The following is a 16193-nucleotide window of genomic DNA, read 5'->3' as shown; positions in this document are numbered from 1 at the left end:
AGATTCTCCCCTATCGACATGACTGCGGCGCGCAGCCGACCGGGTGTGGCTGTCGCTGCGCCGGTCAGGCACTATTGGTCACGTGGACAGCGTGACGGAATTCGCCGAGGACGGCTGGGCGACGCAACCTGTCGAGCGCACGCCGGAGCTGGAAGCGGTGCTGGTCGGCGCCGTCGAGCAGGCGCGCGCGGCGATCGTCGAGCACAGCGGCGACACCGTCGGCGACTATCTGGGCGCGACGTTCGACGATGCCACTGCCGCCACCCACCGATTCCTCGCCAACCTGCCCGGCTATCAAGGCTGGCAGTGGGCTGTGGTGGTGGCCGCCCATCCCGGCGCCGACCACGCGACCATCAGCGAAGTGGTTTTGGTGCCGGGGCCGACGGCGCTGCTGGCGCCGAAGTGGGTGCCCTGGCAGGAGCGGTTGCGGCCGGGTGACCTCGGACCGGGTGACCTGTTGGCCGCCCCGGTCGAAGACCCCCGCTTGGTGCCGGGTTTCTCCGCGACCGGCGACCCGGCGATCGACGACGTCGCCTATGAGCTCGGGCTCGGCCGGCGGCGGCTGCTCAGCGAGCTCGGCCGCGCCGACGCCGCGCAGCGCTGGCACGACGGCGACTACGGCCCCGGCTCCGCGATGGCCAGGTCCACCCGAAGGGTTTGCCGGGACTGCGGTTTCTACCTGCCGCTGGCCGGAGCGCTCGGCGTGATGTTCGGCGTCTGCGCCAACGAGCTCTCCGCCGACGGACACGTGGTCGATTCCGAATACGGTTGCGGCGCACACTCCGACACTCCGGCGCCAGCCGGCACCGGCTCACCGCTCTACGACCCGTACGACGACGGTGTCCTCGACGTCGTCGAAGCGCCACCCAGCACCGAGGAGCCGGACGCGCAGCCCGATCAGGACACCACTTAAAACCGCTGCCGCCGTTACCGGTTCACCTGTTGAATGCGGACCATGTTGCCCGCGGGATCACGTAGCGCGCAGTCGCGAACTCCGTAGGGTTGCTGGGTCGGCTCCTGAACGACCTCGCCGGCACTGGCCTGCACCTGCGCGAAGGTGGCGTCGAGATCCTTGGTGGCCAGTAGCAGCGTGCCGAATGTGCCCTTGGCCATCATCTCCGAGATGACGCGGCGCTCATCGTCGGTGAGGCCTGGGGTGGCGGACGGCGGGTACAGCACGATCGAGGTGTCGGGTTGGTTGGGTGGTCCGACGGTTATCCACCGCATCGTGTTTTGGCCGACGTCGAGCCGGACCTCGAAGCCGAGCGTGTCGCGATAGAACGCCAGTGACTCCTCGGGGTCGACGTGGGGCAGAAAGCTCGAGTGAATGGTGATGTCCATGTCGCTCACGCTAGATAAAGCCTGGCGCCGGGCGCTTCTCGATTCCTGATCGGTCTTGTCACCTGTTTTTCCACACACGACGGGATGCCCTCGGTCAACCCCGCGGTCTGTTCTCGATACGCACTCGGCGCAATGCCGACCAATTCGGTGAACCGGGTACTGAAGGTGCCCAACGACGAACATCCCACGGCGAAGCAGACTTCGGTGACGGACAGGTCGCCGCGACGCAACAGCGCCATCGCCCGCTCGATGCGCCGGGTCATCAGATAGGAGTACGGCGACTCGCCGTAGGCCAACTTGAACTGCCGGGACAGATGACCGGCCGACATGCCCACGCCGCGGGCGAGCGCCTCGACGTCGAGAGGCTGTGCGTACTCGCGATCCATCCGGTCGCGCACACGGCGCAGCAGTGCCAGGTCGCGCAGCCGTTGAGGGTCAAGCGGGCTGTCGATCAACTTTCGGCGGCCGCCTTGATGCGCGCCAGCGATGCGTTCATGCCCTCGATGAGCTCCTGTTCGAAGCTCGGCACCCCGCCGAACAGTGCGTTTACGGTGAAATTCGCCGCAGGCTTCACCCCGTTTTCTGCGTGGCGGCTTTCCACCAACCGGGTTCCGTTCTCGGTGGGCTCCAGCTCGTAGGACCACACGGTGTTATTCGTGTTCACCCGGAATGCCAGCTTTCTTTCCGGAATGACTTCGGTAATGGTGCTGGTGGTGGGCCAGAAGAGGAATTTGCGACGGTTGAGGTTAAGTGTTCGGGTGCCTTGCCGCAGCGGGCCCAGCGCTTTCATCAATCGGCATTGCGGGCTCCATTGCGGCATTCGATTCAAATCGGAGACGAGCGCCCAGACCTTCGCTACCGGGGCGTCGACATTGATCTCGGCCTGCAATAGTGGCTCGGCCACCGTGTTCTCCTTCCGTGCTAGATTTCCACAAATTTCAGGTCAAGCCGCTCTGTGCGCCTCTCGAACCGCGACGCACGGCGCTGCGTTGCCACAGAAAAATCGACGTGCCGAGGGCACCGACGCCGAGTCCTGCGACACAGATGGGCCGCCACTGGTGTAGGCCGGCGACGGTGAAGGCCAAGATCACGGCGATCAACCATCCGGTTGCGATCACGACGATGACCGGCCACGGGTCGAGCAGGATTGCCGGCAGGCCAGGTGGGCTGGGCTGCTGCGCGCGGGGCATCTCTGCGCTCATCGGTTCCCAACCTAGCGCACCGAGGTCTGATCAAAAGCCTCTAGTGTTTTGCTACGCGTCCTAACTACGGCTCGCTATTCTTTGACTGTGAAAGACGGGGATTCACGGTTGGCGAGCGATTTGTCGCTTGCGGTTATGAGATTGGCACGTCAATTGCGGTTCCGCCGCCCAGATTCGTCGGTCTCCTTATCGCAGTTGTCGGCACTATCGACGCTTGCCAAGGAGGGGGCAATGACACCGGGCGCGCTGGCCATAAGAGAACGGGTTCGGCCGCCTTCCATGACGCGGGTAATCGCTTCGCTCGCCGAACTGGGATTCGTGGCGAGAAGTGCACATCCGGCCGACGGTCGACAAGTGTTGGTGTCGGTTTCAGCGTCCGGGACCCAATTGATCGAAGCCGAACGGAAAGCCAGCCAGGAATGGTTGAAGAACCGGCTTTCTAAGTTGGATGACGAACAGCGCAAGGCGTTGCTGGTCGCCGCGGAATTGATGACGGCGCTGGTCGAGGAGACTGTATAGCCACCGTGGTCGACGTCGACGACGCCGCCGATCCGCGGCTCGACGACTTCCGCGACCTCAACAGCGTCGATCGCAGGCCCGATCTGCCGTCCGGCAAGGGTTTGGTGATCGCCGAGGGCGTGCTCGTGGTGCAGCGGATGCTGGCGTCCCGGTTCCGCCCCCGCGCGCTGCTGGGCACGGACCGTCGACTGCGTGAGCTCGGTTGCGACCTCGACGCAACCGACGCGCCGTACTACCGGGCGACGGCGGAGGTGATGGCCGAGGTCGTCGGGTTCCACCTCAATCGTGGAGTGCTCGCGGCGGCGCCGCGGCCCGGCGAGCTGAGCGTCGAGGAGGTCCTCGACGGAGCACGCACGGTGGCAGTGCTCGAAGGCGTCAACGACCACGAGAACCTTGGCTCGATCTTTCGCAATGCGGCGGGCCTCGGAGTCGACGCGGTGGTGTTCGGCGCCGGCTGCGCCGATCCGTTGTACCGCCGCGCTGTGCGGGTGTCGATGGGTCACGCGCTTCTGGTTCCTTATGCGTGGGCCCCCGCTTGGCCTGCCCAGCTGTTCGCCCTGCGCGACAACGGATTTCGCGTGTTGGCACTGACGCCCGACGCGGAGGCGGTCACGCTGGCCGAAGCCATGGCCTCGGTTGCCGAGCACCGCGTGGCGATCCTCGTCGGCGCCGAGGGGCCGGGCCTAACGGTCACCGCCATGGGGGCCGCCGACATGCGCGTCCGGATCCCGATGTCGCGCGGCACCGACTCGCTGAATGTGGCGACGGCCGCAGCGCTGGCCTTCTATGAGCGGGTTAGATTCTGTCCATGACCGACGATGCGACGCCGTGGGGGACGGGCCTGACGGTCGCGGCCTTCGTCGCGCTGGTGACCGCGGCGGCAGTGGTGGTGTTGAGCACGGGGCTGATCCGCGTGCATCCGCTGCTGGCTGTGGGGCTCAACGTCATGGCGGTCGGTGGTCTCGCGCCGACGGTGTGGGGGTGGCGCAGCACACCGGTATTGCGCTGGTTTGTGCTCGGGCTCGGCGTCGGCGTTGCCGGCGCCTGGCTTGCCCTGCTGGCGATGGCCCTCGGTTAGCGCTGGCCGCTGGAGCGGACCCCGAGCAGCACGTCCTCCCATGCCGGGACGGGCGGCTTGCCCTTGCGGGAGCGGGGTGTGCGCGCGGGTTTCGCCGGTTCGGGCTCGTCGACCTCGACGTGCGGTTGGGGTTCTGGCTCGTCGAATTCGAGCTGGGGCAGCGGGGCCACCGGCCGCAGCGGCCTGGCGAAGTCGGGGTCGATGAGCTCGCTTGCCGCGTCGTCGAACGCGGTGACCGTGCCGCCGTGAGAACCCGGGGTGAACCGGAAATGCGCGGCGTTCTGTGAATGTCCGGCCTGCCACGACAGCTGCACGGTCCAGCGGCCGTCCTCGTTGCGCCAGGCGTCCCAGTTGGCGGAGTCGGGATCGAGCCCGCGGGCGATCAGCGCCGAGGTGATGGTCTCCAACAGAGTGAGCACCGAGGGCCCGTCGGCCAGCACCGGGTGTGCGGCAGTCGCCAGCTCGGCGGCACGCGAGCGCTCCAGCAGCACCGGGTGGGCGAACCGCTCGACCCGAGAGATGTCGACACCGGCGGCCGCCGCGACCTGCTCGACGGATGCGCCCGCACGAATTTTCGCCTGAATCTCCTTGGGACGCAGCACGTTCTGCACCTCAGTATCGGCTTGGTGAGTTGAGGCTGCGGCGGACTTGTCGCCGCGCACGGCGGCTCGCAGCCGGTCGTCTGGACGCAGGATGAACTTCTCGCCGTTGTCGGCGCACTCGCAGATGATGCGTCTGCCGTCGACGTCGAGCCCGACGACCTTGAGTTCTCGCATGCCGACCTCCTCCCGGGCTTAGTGGCGCCGGGGCGCCGTGCCCGATTAGCAGCTCACCCTACTGCGTTATCGGCTCGTTACCTGGTCGACACGCCCGAGGTCAGAGTCGCGCAGTGTGGTTCAGAGTCGTTCGACGACCCAGTCGACACACTGCGTCAGCGCGCTCACGTCATCGGGTTCGACGGCGGTGAACATCGCGACGCGCAACTGGTTGCGGCCGAGCTTTCGGTAGGGCTCGGTGTCGACGATGCCGTTAGCCCGCAGCACCTTGGCGACCGCGGCAGCATCGACGTCGTCGGAGAAGTCGATGGTGCCCACCACCTGTGAACGATGCCGGGGATCGGCGACGAACGGCGTCGCGAACTGCGACGCCTCGGCCCAGGCGTACAACCGCTGCGACGAGTCGGTTGTGCGCTTGACCGCCCAGTCCAGCCCGCCGTTGCCCAAAATCCAGTCCAGCTGCTCGGCAAGCAGGATCAGTGTGCCGATCGCCGGGGTGTTGTAGGTCTGGTTCTTCAGGCTGTTCTCCACGGCGATTGGCAGCGAGAGGAAGTCGGGCACCCAGCGACCGGAGGCGGCGATCGAGTCGATGCGCGCCAGCGCGGCGGGGGAGACGACCGCAATCCACAGGCCGCCGTCACCCGCGAAATTCTTCTGCGGCGCAAAGTAGTACGCGTCGGCGTCGGTGATATCCACCGGAAGGCCGCCCGCCGCCGAGGTGGCGTCGATGACGATGAGCGAGCCGTCGCTTCCCTGCGGGCGCTGCACCGGGACAGCGACGCCGGTCGAGGTCTCGTTGTGGGCCCAGGCGATGACGTCGACGCCGGGGTCCGATTGCGGCTCGGGCGCACTGCCCGGGTCGGCCTTGACGATCACCGGGTCACCGATGAACGGATTCTTGGCCACCGCCGAGGCGAACTTCGAGCTGAACTCGCCGTAGGTCAGGTGCAGCGAGCGCCGGTCGATGAGCCCGAACGCCGCCGCGTCCCAAAACGCCGTCGACCCGCCGTTACCGAGGATGACCTCGTAGCCGTCGGGTGCCGAGAACAGCTGGCGCACACCGTCGCGGACCCGGCCCACCAGGTTCTTCACCGGTGCCTGCCGGTGTGAGGTGCCGAAGAGATCACCGGCGGCAGCGAGCGCTTGAAGCTGCTCGGGCCGCACCTTCGACGGTCCGGAACCGAACCGTCCGTCGCTGGGTTTGAGGTCGGCGGGGATCGTCAGGTCGGCCATGCGGTCAAGAGTAGTGACCCGGGGTGTGCGCATCCGGCGGGGAGGGTGGACGCGAAATTCTGAGAAAGTGGGTAAACGGCCTAAAAAGAAATGTTGCCGTGTCCATACTGTGATGTCGGGGGACTGCAGCTCGAGCCCATTGGGGGGCACGTGAACAGTCATGGGAAGAGTTCGGCGTTCGTTCGCGCCTACTTGGCGGTCGCGACGGTTCTTGGATCGGCGTTCGCGCCGGTGTTGGCCCACGCCGATATCGACAACGGTTCTGACCTGCTCAACCAGATCAACGCCACCCGCGCGGCCAATGGCTGCGGGCCGGTGGCGCCCAATCCTGAGCTGACGGCGTCGGCTACGCGACATGCCACAGACATGCTGCACAACGGGGTGCGCGAGCACGTCGGCTCGGATGGATCGACCGTCGTCCAGCGCGCCACCGACGCCGGCTACACGCCCTACGCGGCGATCGGCGAGGTCGTCTTCTGGAGCACCGGCTACGGCAACGATCCGGCCAACGCGGTCAACTGGTGGATGAACAGCCCAGGTCACCGCGCCATCATCACCAACTGCAGCCTCACCGAGGCAGGGTTCTCCGAGGTATCCAGCGGCGACCGCACGACCGCCGCGGGCGACTTCGGCACCAAGCGATAGCCCCCCGTCGGGCCGCTTTTTTGTGAGCTGCATCACAAAATCCTGCTGCGAGCTCCCTGGCCACACCGGGTATACGAGTCCTGTTCAATAGGCGATACCTCCGGTACCGTTGTTGGACAACAAGCCGAGAAATGTAAAGCTCGCGGGAGGCAGTGATGGCTCGAACTCGCACGGTCAGGCGTTGGCGTCGCAACATGGACGTCCTTGATGACACCGAGTACACCGACTTGCTCAACACCCTGTCCGAGGGCTCGGTGCGGCGCAATTTCAACCCCTACACCGACATCGACTGGGATTCGCCGGAATTCGCGGTGGTCGACAACGACGAGCGCTGGATCCTGCCCGCCACCGACCCGTTCGGCCGTCACCCGTGGTACCAGGCGCTGCCGAAGCAGCGGCAGATCGAAATCGGCATGTGGCGACAGGCCAACGTCGCCAAGGTCGGCCTGCACTTCGAGTCGATCCTGATCCGCGGGCTGATGGAATATGCGTTCTGGACGCCGAACGGCTCCCCGGAATACCGGTACTGCCTGCACGAGGCGGTCGAAGAGTGCAACCACACCCTGATGTTCCAGGAGATGGTGAACCGCATCGGCGCCGACGTGCCCGGGATGCCCAGGCTGCTCAAGTGGATTCAGCCGTTGATCCCGCTGGTCGCCGGTCCGCTGCCGATCCCGTTCTGGTTCGGCATCCTCGCCGGCGAGGAGCCGATCGACCACACGCAGAAGAACGTTCTGCGCGAAGGGAAGACACTGCATCCGATCATGGAACGCGTGATGGCGATCCATGTCGCCGAGGAAGCCCGGCACATCTCGTTCGCGCACGAATACCTGCGCAAGCGAGTGCCGCACCTGCCGCGGCGCAAGCGGTTCTGGTTGTCGCTCTACGTCCCGCTGACCATGCGGATCCTGTGCTCGGCGATCATCGTTCCCCCGCGGGCGTTTTGGAAGACATTCGACATTCCGCGCTCGGTGCGCAAGGAAGTGTTCTTCAAATCGCCAGAGTCTCGGCAGATGCTGCGTGACATGTTCGGTGATGTCCGGATGCTCTGCCGCGAAACGGGTTTGATCAATCCCGTCGCCAAGCTGATGTGGCGGTTCTGCAAGATCGACGGCAGGCCGAGCCGCTATCGCAGCGAGCCGCAGCGCCAGCACGTCGCCGCCGCCTAGGTAGCGTCCTCATGCCGCATGTGATCACCCAGTCGTGCTGCAGCGACGGGTCCTGTGTCTATGCCTGCCCGGTGAACTGCATACACCCGTCGCCGGACGAGCCGGGCTTCGCGACCGCCGAGATGCTCTACATCGACCCGGTCGCCTGCGTCGACTGCGGCGCGTGCGTGAGCGCGTGTCCTGTCGGCGCAATCGCCCCCGACACCAAACTCGAGCCTCCGCAGCTGCCGTTCATCGCGCTCAACGCGGCGTATTATCCGCCGCGGCCTGCGGGCCAGAAGCTGCCGCCGACGTCGAAGCTGGCGCCGGTGATCGACGCGCCGAAAGTATCTGCGCGCGGGGCGGTTCCGCTGACCGTGGCGATCGTCGGCTCGGGTCCGGCGGCGATGTACGCCGCCGACGAGCTGCTCACGCAAAAGGGTGTCCGCGTCAACGTGTTCGAGAAGCTGCCGACCCCTTACGGTCTGGTGCGCGCGGGTGTGGCGCCCGACCACCAGAGCACCAAGCGCGTCACCCGTCTGTTTGACAAGATGACCAGGCTGCCCGGGTTCACGTTCTTTCTCAACGTCGAGGTGGGATCGGATCTGTCGCACGCCGACCTGCTGGCCCACCATCACGCCGTGCTGTATGCGGTCGGGGCGCCCGACGACCGCAGGCTCGAAGTCGACGGCATCGGCCTGCCCGGCACCGCCACGGCCACCGAACTGGTGGCATGGATCAACGGCCATCCCGAATACCGCGATCTACCGGTCGAGCTGGGTCATGAGCGGGTGGTGATTGTCGGCAACGGCAACGTGGCGCTCGATGTCGCGCGTATCCTGACGTCCGATCCGGATGCGTTGGCGGGCACCGACATTGCCGACCATGCGCTGGCAGCGCTCCGACGGTCACAGGTCACCGAGGTGGTGATCGCGGCCCGCCGCGGCCCGGCGCAGTCCGCGTTCACCCTGCCCGAACTCATCGGGCTGACGTCGACGTGCGACGTGGTGCTCGACTCGGCCGACCACGAGCTGGTGTTGCGGGACCTGGCCGGCGCCGCAGATCCCCTGACCCGCAACAAACTCGAGATCCTGTCCAAGCTTCCCGACGCCTCGGCACCGGTCACCCGGCCGAGGATCCGGCTGGCCTACAACCTGACACCCCGGCGTGTCCTTGGCGCGGATCGCGCCACCGGGATCGAGTTCGCACACACGGGGACAGACGACAGCTGCAGCATCGATGCGGGCCTGATCCTGACCTCGATCGGCTACCGCGGCAAGCCGATTCGCGCTCTGCCGTTCGACGAGGGCGCCGCGGTGGTGCCGAACGACGGCGGTCGCGTCGTCGACCCCCAGACCGGCCACCCGGTGGCGGGCAGCTATGTCGCGGGCTGGATCAAGCGCGGACCGACCGGGTTCATCGGCACCAACAAGTCGTGTGCGCAGCAGACGGTGCAGCGCCTGGTCGACGACTACAACGCGGGACGGTTGGTCGACCCGGTCGCCAAGCCGGCAGCCCTGGACAAGCTGGTACGCAGCCGGCGCCCGGACGTCGTCGACGCGGCGGGGTGGCACGCCATCGACGAAGCGGAAATCGCCCGCGGCGGTGGACAGCGGCCGCGCATCAAGTTCACCTCGGTCACCGACATGCTGGCCGCCGCGGCCACCGCCCCGGCGCCGTCTCTTCCACAGCGGGTGCTGGCCGGACTGCGTCGCTGAGACGCCCTCGGCTACTGCGATTTCACCGCCGCTTCGATCTCCTCCATGCTGACCTCACGCACCGGCTGACCCAACGACCACTGGTGCCCGAACGGATCCTGCAGCACGCCGTACCGGTCACCCCAGAACATGTCGTCGAGCGGCATGACGACGGTGGCCCCGGCGTCGACCGCCTGCTGGAACTTCTTGTCGACATCGGTGACGACAAGATGGATGGTGACCGGCGAGCCGCCGAGCGCCTTCGGCGTCATCGACTTGCCGCCGCTCATCTCCGGGAAGTCGTCGTTGAGCATCACCATCGAGCCGTTGATGTTGACGGCGGCGTGGATCAGCTTGCCGTCGGGCCCGGGCACGCGGCCCTGTTCGACGGCGCCGAATGCCTTGACGTAGAAGTCGATCGCACCGGCGGCGTCGTCGACGACCAGGTGCGGCAACACTGCAGGCTGTACTTCGATGGCCATGATGTCTCCTCTCGTGGGTGGTCGCTACTACCGACTATCCGCGCGCGGAAAACTCATCGCGGTTAGACGACGGAGAATTCTGGCGGAAGAGCCGTGCGGCCCGTCAGCGCCAGCAGCAGTTCGTCGCCCCGGCCCGTCGCCAGCGCGATACGCGTCGCCAGCACGCCCGCCTCGTCGAGCACCTCGGCGGGTAGCTCGAGCGAAAGACCCACTGCTCGTGCGATATCCAGGCTGTGCACAGCGAGCTCGAACGTCCGAGTCGGCAGGTAGGTGTGCAATCGCACGCCCAGCCCGCCGATCACCTCGATCAGCGGGTCTCCGGCGCCGGCAAGCTCGCCCAGCACGCGCTCGACCAGGCCGTCGATGGTGCGCAGCGGGTCGTCGCCCAGGTCGCGGCCCGCCTGCCTGCCGCGTTCGATGATGGCCTCGGCGCCCGCGGTCGCGACGTAGTCGGCGATGTGGACGTAGTAGTCCTGCGGCGTCGCCACGTCCTCGCGTTCGGCCGTGGTCTGCAGATACGAGCTGACAGTGATCAGCGAGCGCGACGCATGCCCGACCAGGGCCCGCAGGTCCCACTCGCCCAGCCCGGGCCCGTCCCACGCCTCGCCGGGGATGCGCGGCACGAGGCCGGCGAAGCTGCGCGCCGCCGAGGCAAACGTCGAGACCGTCGCCGCCACCGGGTCAGCCCTTCGCGATCTCGTTCCAGCCCTCGACCGATTCCGGGCCGCGCGGAGCAGGCCCGACGTACACCGCCGACGGTCGGACCAGCTTGCCCAGCTTCTTCTGCTCGAGGATGTGCGCACACCATCCGGCGGTGCGGCCGCAGGTGAACATCGCGGGCATCATCGTGGCGGGCACCTCCGCGAAGTCGAGGATGACCGCCGCCCAGAACTCCACGTTGGTTTCGATGGCCCGGTCGGGTCGACGCTCGCGCAGTTCGGCCAGCGCGGCCTGTTCCAGCGCGGCGGCGACCTCGTAGCGGGGCGCATCCAGGCGCTTGGCGGTGGCCCGAAGCACCCGGGCGCGCGGGTCCTCCGCCCGGTACACCCGATGGCCGAAGCCCATCAGCTTTTCCTTGCGGTCCAGCACACCGCGGACGACGGCCTGCGCATCGCCGGTGCACTCGGCCTCCTCGAGCATCGGGATAACGCGTGCGGGCGCGCCGCCGTGCAGCGGTCCGCTCATCGCGCCGACGGCACCTGAGAGCGAGGCCGCCACGTCGGCGCCGGTCGAGGCGATCACCCTGGCGGTGAACGTCGAGGCGTTCATGCCGTGTTCGGCGGCCGATACCCAGTACGCATCGATCGCCTCGACATGCCTGGGATCCGGCTCACCCTGCCAGCGCGTCATGAAACGCGCTGTGACGGTTGTGCATTCGTCGATCATGCGTTGCGGGACGGCAGGCTGATAGATGCCGCGGGCGGACTGCGCCACATAGGACAGCGCCATCACCGACGCGCGGGCAAGGTGATCGCGGGCGGTGGCGTCGTCGATGTCCAAGAGCGGGGGATAACCCCAGATCGGCGCCAGCATCGCCAAACCGGCCTGCACGTCGACGCGGACGTCGCCGCTGTGGATCGGCAACGGGAACGGTTCGGCCGGCGGCAGCCCCTGACCGAATTTGCCGTCCACCAGCAGGCCCCACACATCGCCGAACGTGACCTGCCGCTCGACCAGGTCTTCGATGTCGACGCCGCGATAGCGCAGTGCGCCGCCGTCCTTGTCCGGCTCGGCGATCTCGGTGGTGAAGGCGACGACGCCTTCGAGGCCGGGAACGAAATCGTCCGGTACTGCTGTCATGGGAGCGATTCTCGCACCCGGACCGTCACTGCTCGCTACCGGTCGGTAACAAGCCGCCGAACTGTCGGGGCGTAGCGTTGGCCCGGTGGCTACCCCGGAAAACGAGCGACTGGCCGCCATGCGCGTGGAGTACGGCTCGGTCGAGAAGGACGGCAGCCCCGACCTGGACACCGACTGGGTCGCCGAGGGTTGGGTTGCTTTGTTGCGCAAGTGGTTAGCCGACGCCGAGAGCGCCGGTGTCGCCGAACCCAACGCCATGGTCGTCGGCACCGTCGATGATCACCAAAGGCCGGTCACCCGGACGGTGTTGTGCAAGAGCGTGGACGATGCCGGCATCACGTTCTTCACCAACTACGACTCAGACAAGGGCACGCAACTGGCTGCCACGCCGTACGCGTCGGCGACGTTTCCGTGGTATCTGCTCGGCCGCCAGGTGCACGTTCGCGGCCCCGTCACGAAGGTGCCCGAAGAGATGACCCTGGACTATTGGCGTCACCGGCCACGCGGGTCGCAGCTGGGCGCCTGGGCGTCGCACCAATCGCGGCCGATCGCCTCGCGTGCCGCTTTGCTCGGCCAATTGGCCGACGTGACACAACGTTTCGCCAACGTCGACGAGGTTCCGGTGCCGCCGAACTGGGGCGGATACCTGATCGCCCCTGAGGTCGTCGAGTTCTGGCAGGGCCGGGAAAGCCGCCTGCACAACAGAATCCGGGTCACCGGCAATGGCGTCGAGCGGCTGCAGCCCTAGTGAGACGTTTCTTCGCCGATCTCTCTCCGCTGCAGACGCCGGACTTCCGCCGGCTTTTCGTGGCCGGCATACCGACCGTAATCGGCGCCAACCTGACCATCTTTGCGGTGCCCGTGCAGATCTACGCGATCACTGAAAACTCGGCTTATGTCGGGCTTTCGGGGATCTTCGCGCTCGTCCCGCTGGTGGTGTTCGGGCTGTGGGGCGGTGCATGGGCCGACGCGATGGACCGCCGCGTGCTGCTGATCATCACGTCGTCCGGTCTGGCTGTGGCTTCTCTTCTGCTGTGGTTGCAGGCCGCGGCGTCGATGGACAACGTGTGGGTGGTGTTGGGTCTGCTGTCGGTGCAGCAGGCGTTCTTCGCGGTGAACTCGCCGACCCGTTCGGCGGCGATCTCGCGGATCGTGCCCGGTGATCAACTGCCCGCGGCAAGCTCGCTGAACTTCACCGTATTCCAGTTCGGCGCCATCGTCGGGCCGCTGCTGGCCGGGGTGATGTTGCGCTGGGTGGACCTGTCCACGCTCTATCTCATCGACGCGATCACATGTGCCGCACCGATCTGGGCGACGGTGCGGCTGACGCCGATCCCGCCGAGCGGCGCCGGGCAGAGTTCGGCGGGTTGGGGATTCGCCGCAGTGCTCGACGGGTTCCGGTATCTGGCCGGAAACACCGTGGTGTTGATGTCGTTCGTCGTCGACCTGATCGCGATGATCTTCGGCATGCCAAGGGCGCTGTTTCCTCAGATGGCCCATGAGAGCTTCGGCGGCCCGGTCAAAGGCGGTTCGACGATGGCGCTGCTGGCCGCGGCCATCTCCGTTGGCGCCGTCCTCGGCGGGGTGTTCTCCGGTTGGCTGCCCCGCGTGCGACGCCAGGGACTCGCCGTGGTCTGGGCCGTCGTGGTGTGGGGAGCAGCGATGATCGGCTTCGGCGTCGCGGTCGGGTTCGCCAGCGGGCACACCGGTGCCATGCTGTGGATTGCGTTGCTGTGCCTGGTGATTGGTGGCGCCGCAGATCTGGTGTCGGCGGCGTTCCGCAACACGATCCTGCTGCAGGCCGCCTCCGACGAGGTGCGCGGTCGGCTGCAGGGCGTGTTCACCGTCGTGGTCGCGGGCGGCCCACGGCTCGCCGACGCCGCCCATGGTGGCGCCGCTGCGGCGGTCGGCACCGTTGCGGCCGCCGCGGGCGGTGGCGTGCTGGTCGTCGTCGGCGTCGTGATCGCCGTGCTGATCGCGCCGGCATTCGTGCGATACCGGGTCAGTCGAGCCGGCGTTGATGAACAGTCGGCGGCCAGCGAACAGATCACCGACGGTGACGTTGCCTAACAGCGGCGCGCCGCACCCTTGCGTTGGTCGTCACCTCGGCGACGAGTTAACATCCTGGCGTGCCTGATGATTCGGGGGAGTCAGCTGCGCTCGGTTTGCGCGAACGTAAGAAACGGCGCACCCGTGCAACCCTGATCGACGCCGCCATCCAGCTATGTGAACGGCAAGGGTTCGAGCAGACCACCGTCGAGCAGATCGCCGCGATGGCCGACGTGTCGCCCCGCACCTTCAGCCGCTACTTCTCCACCAAAGAAGCGGTGTGCATGGCGTTGGTCGACGATGCCATCGACGTCGCGGCCGCCGAGCTGGCGCAGCTACCGGAGGACATGAATCACCTGGAGGCGCTGTGTCGCGCCTCGGTGACCATGTACCGCAACACCAAGACTGCGGGCATCGGCGGGCTCACCGCCCCGCGGTTGATGTGCACGCTGCGCATCATCATGTCGTCGCCGACTTTGCGGCAGGCGACGATGGAGTTCCGTCCGCACGCGGTCAACGTCGAGCTGGCAAAGCGGATGGGTGTCGGGCTCGAGGACCGCGCACTGCGGCTGGTCGCGGCGTCGTGGGCGGCGATCATCATGACCGCGCTGGCCGACCTCGGGATGGCAACGAATTGGCGGGGCGTCGACATCGACGACGCCGTGGACCGGATCGAGGAAACGTTCGCCCAGTTCGTAGGCCTGATCGACGACATCTCGGTAGCCAGGCGCAGCTAGTCCGACCCCGGCTGACCCCGCGTGGGCGCGATTGCCAGAATGGGACTACCTTTTGAGGGGCAGAGTCGGTTCGCTGAGCGAAGAAGGGATTCCTGTGGCAGAAAAAGACGAGCACGCCACCCTCCACTATCCCGGTGGCGAGCTTGAGCTGGACATCGTCGGGGCCAGCGAGGGCGCCGACGGAATCGCTCTGGGGTCGCTGCTGGCGAAGACCGGCTACACCACCTTCGACGAGGGCTTCGTCAACACCGCTTCGACGAAGAGCGCCATCACCTACATCGACGGCGATGCGGGCATCCTGCGCTATCGCGGATATCCCATCGAACAGCTCGCCGAGAAGTCCAACTTCATCGAGGTCAGCTACCTGCTGATCTATGGAGAGCTGCCCAGCCAGGAGCAGCTGGCCGAGTTCACCACCAGGATCCAGCGGCACACCCTGCTGCACGAGGACCTCAAGCGGTTCTTCGACGGCTTCCCGGCCAACGCGCACCCGATGCCGGTGCTGTCCAGCGCGGTCAACGCGCTGTCGACGTACTACGAGGACTCGCTCGATCCGTTCGACGACGAGCAGGTCGAGTTGTCGACCATCCGGCTGCTGGCCAAGCTGCCGACCATCGCGGCGTACGCGTACAAGAAGTCGGCCGGCCAGCCGTTCCTGTACCCGGACAACTCGCTGACCCTGGTCGAGAACTTCCTGCGGATGACGTTCGGCTTCCCCGCCGAGCCCTACGAGGTCGACCCCGAGATCGTGCGGGCGCTCGACATGCTGTTCATCCTGCACGCCGACCACGAACAGAACTGCTCGACGTCGACGGTGCGGCTGGTCGGCTCGTCGCAGGCCAACCTGTTCACCTCGATCTCTGGCGGCATCAACGCGCTGTGGGGCCCGCTGCACGGCGGCGCCAACCAGGCCGTGCTCGAGATGCTGGAGAAGATCCGCCAGGCCGACTTCGACGTCCACGAGTTCATCAAGAAGGTGAAGAACCGCGAAGAGGGCGTGAAGCTCATGGGCTTCGGCCACCGCGTCTATAAGAACTACGATCCGCGGGCCCGCATCGTCAAAGAGCAGGCCGACAAGATCCTCGGCAAGCTCGGCGGCGACGACGAGATGCTCGACATCGCCAAGACGCTCGAAGAAGCCGCGCTCACCGACGACTTCTTCATCGAACGCAAGCTGTACCCGAACGTCGACTTCTACACCGGCGTGATCTACCGGGCGATGGGCTTCCCGACACGGATGTTCACCGTGCTGTTCGCGCTCGGCCGGCTGCCGGGCTGGATCGCGCACTGGCGTGAGATGCACGACGAGGGCAGTGGCAAGATCGGCCGTCCGCGCCAGATCTACACCGGCTACACCGAGCGCGACTACCAGCCCCTCGACGCCCGCTAGGCGTTTTCCGACTACAACGTCGGCCTGAGAGCGTCGCCGTGCATATATGGCCGCGAAGGCGCTGTCAGCGTGACATTGCGTCAGCTGAGAGACATT

The 16193-nt window shown here is 66.7% G+C and carries 20 protein-coding genes; 11 read left to right on the top strand and 9 right to left on the bottom strand.

The window, feature by feature from the left end; all coding sequences use genetic code 11:
• The first annotated feature begins 82 nt into the window (after positions 1-82).
• A complete protein-coding gene (locus tag A5651_RS09670; RefSeq protein WP_066979057.1) occupies positions 83-913 on the top strand; it encodes a DUF3027 domain-containing protein in 831 nt (276 codons plus the stop codon).
• Between the two features lie 14 nt (positions 914-927).
• Here A5651_RS09670 and A5651_RS09665 read toward each other — a convergent pair whose 3' ends face one another.
• The 4 genes from A5651_RS09665 to A5651_RS09650 all read right to left on the bottom strand — a co-directional run bounded on the left by A5651_RS09665 (position 928) and on the right by A5651_RS09650 (position 2543).
• The gene (locus A5651_RS09665; RefSeq protein ID WP_066979055.1) at positions 928-1341 is read right to left on the bottom strand and encodes a VOC family protein; all 414 of its coding nucleotides are present in this window, start codon (positions 1339-1341) and stop codon (positions 928-930) included.
• Positions 1342-1346: 5 nt separating this feature from the next.
• Positions 1347-1727 (bottom strand): helix-turn-helix transcriptional regulator, encoded by a 381-nt coding sequence (locus A5651_RS09660; protein WP_082943679.1) that lies wholly within the window; start codon positions 1725-1727, stop codon positions 1347-1349.
• A gap of 65 nt (positions 1728-1792) precedes the next feature.
• The gene (locus A5651_RS09655) at positions 1793-2245 is read right to left on the bottom strand and encodes an SRPBCC family protein (protein ID WP_066978798.1); all 453 of its coding nucleotides are present in this window, start codon (positions 2243-2245) and stop codon (positions 1793-1795) included.
• 34 nt (positions 2246-2279) lie between these two features.
• A complete protein-coding gene (locus A5651_RS09650; protein ID WP_156662764.1) occupies positions 2280-2543 on the bottom strand; it encodes a DUF2530 domain-containing protein in 264 nt (87 codons plus the stop codon).
• Positions 2544-2630: 87 nt separating this feature from the next.
• Here A5651_RS09650 and A5651_RS09645 point away from each other — a divergent pair, with 87 nt between their 5' ends.
• From A5651_RS09645 to A5651_RS09635, 3 genes are read left to right on the top strand one after another with little or no spacing between them, the layout of a single operon-like run.
• The gene (locus tag A5651_RS09645) at positions 2631-3062 is read left to right on the top strand and encodes a MarR family winged helix-turn-helix transcriptional regulator (protein WP_066978795.1); all 432 of its coding nucleotides are present in this window, start codon (positions 2631-2633) and stop codon (positions 3060-3062) included.
• On the top strand, positions 3029-3874 hold the full coding sequence (locus A5651_RS09640) for an RNA methyltransferase (RefSeq protein ID WP_197496594.1): 846 nt from the start codon (positions 3029-3031) through the stop codon (positions 3872-3874). Before A5651_RS09645 ends, A5651_RS09640 begins: the two co-directional genes overlap by 34 nt.
• A complete protein-coding gene (locus A5651_RS09635; RefSeq protein WP_066978790.1) occupies positions 3871-4140 on the top strand; it encodes a DUF2537 domain-containing protein in 270 nt (89 codons plus the stop codon). Before A5651_RS09640 ends, A5651_RS09635 begins: the two co-directional genes overlap by 4 nt.
• Here the strand turns inward: A5651_RS09635 and sepH are convergent.
• Entirely contained in the window at positions 4137-4916 is a 780-nt protein-coding gene (gene sepH, locus A5651_RS09630; RefSeq protein ID WP_066978787.1) for a septation protein SepH, read from the bottom strand. The genes A5651_RS09635 and sepH overlap by 4 nt on opposite strands.
• 120 nt (positions 4917-5036) lie before the next feature.
• Positions 5037-6149 (bottom strand): phosphoserine transaminase, encoded by a 1113-nt coding sequence (serC, locus tag A5651_RS09625; protein ID WP_066978785.1) that lies wholly within the window; start codon positions 6147-6149, stop codon positions 5037-5039.
• A 150-nt stretch (positions 6150-6299) separates the two neighbouring features.
• On the opposite strand from serC, the gene A5651_RS09620 reads away from it, so the two are divergent.
• The 3 genes from A5651_RS09620 (at position 6300) to A5651_RS09610 (ending at position 9660) form a co-directional block, all read left to right on the top strand.
• Positions 6300-6794, top strand: coding sequence for a CAP domain-containing protein (locus A5651_RS09620; protein WP_231988630.1), 495 nt, complete (start codon positions 6300-6302; stop codon positions 6792-6794).
• Between the two features lie 155 nt (positions 6795-6949).
• The gene (locus A5651_RS09615; protein WP_066978782.1) at positions 6950-7963 is read left to right on the top strand and encodes a diiron oxygenase; all 1014 of its coding nucleotides are present in this window, start codon (positions 6950-6952) and stop codon (positions 7961-7963) included.
• 11 nt (positions 7964-7974) lie between these two features.
• A complete protein-coding gene (locus A5651_RS09610) occupies positions 7975-9660 on the top strand; it encodes an FAD-dependent oxidoreductase (RefSeq protein WP_066978779.1) in 1686 nt (561 codons plus the stop codon).
• Between the two features lie 11 nt (positions 9661-9671).
• Here the strand turns inward: A5651_RS09610 and A5651_RS09605 are convergent, their stop codons facing one another.
• The 3 genes from A5651_RS09605 to A5651_RS09595 all read right to left on the bottom strand — a co-directional run bounded on the left by A5651_RS09605 (position 9672) and on the right by A5651_RS09595 (position 11921).
• The gene (locus tag A5651_RS09605; RefSeq protein ID WP_066978776.1) at positions 9672-10121 is read right to left on the bottom strand and encodes a VOC family protein; all 450 of its coding nucleotides are present in this window, start codon (positions 10119-10121) and stop codon (positions 9672-9674) included.
• A 62-nt stretch (positions 10122-10183) separates the two neighbouring features.
• Positions 10184-10798: a maleylpyruvate isomerase N-terminal domain-containing protein gene (locus A5651_RS09600; protein ID WP_066978773.1), complete on the bottom strand. Its 615-nt coding sequence runs from the start codon at positions 10796-10798 to the stop codon at positions 10184-10186.
• A 4-nt stretch (positions 10799-10802) separates the two neighbouring features.
• Positions 10803-11921: a citrate synthase 2 gene (locus A5651_RS09595; protein WP_066978770.1), complete on the bottom strand. Its 1119-nt coding sequence runs from the start codon at positions 11919-11921 to the stop codon at positions 10803-10805.
• Between the two features lie 85 nt (positions 11922-12006).
• On the opposite strand from A5651_RS09595, the gene pdxH reads away from it, so the two are divergent.
• From pdxH to A5651_RS09575, 4 genes are all read left to right on the top strand, one after another.
• Positions 12007-12669: a pyridoxamine 5'-phosphate oxidase gene (pdxH, locus tag A5651_RS09590; protein ID WP_156662762.1), complete on the top strand. Its 663-nt coding sequence runs from the start codon at positions 12007-12009 to the stop codon at positions 12667-12669.
• Positions 12669-13991, top strand: coding sequence for an MFS transporter (locus A5651_RS09585; RefSeq protein WP_066978767.1), 1323 nt, complete (start codon positions 12669-12671; stop codon positions 13989-13991). The genes pdxH and A5651_RS09585 overlap by 1 nt, the downstream gene beginning before the upstream one ends.
• Positions 13992-14050: 59 nt before the next feature.
• The gene (locus A5651_RS09580) at positions 14051-14707 is read left to right on the top strand and encodes a TetR family transcriptional regulator (RefSeq protein ID WP_066978764.1); all 657 of its coding nucleotides are present in this window, start codon (positions 14051-14053) and stop codon (positions 14705-14707) included.
• Between the two features lie 94 nt (positions 14708-14801).
• Complete coding sequence (locus A5651_RS09575; protein WP_082943669.1) at positions 14802-16097, top strand: citrate synthase; 1296 nt, start codon at positions 14802-14804, stop codon at positions 16095-16097.
• Positions 16098-16193: the final 96 nt, after the last annotated feature.

The organism is Mycobacterium sp. 1274761.0 (assembly GCF_001668615.1).
Lineage (GTDB): Bacteria > Actinomycetota > Actinomycetes > Mycobacteriales > Mycobacteriaceae > Mycobacterium.
The sequence above is the reverse complement of the archived record's forward strand: the minus strand, read 5'-3'. Positions and strand labels throughout refer to the sequence as shown.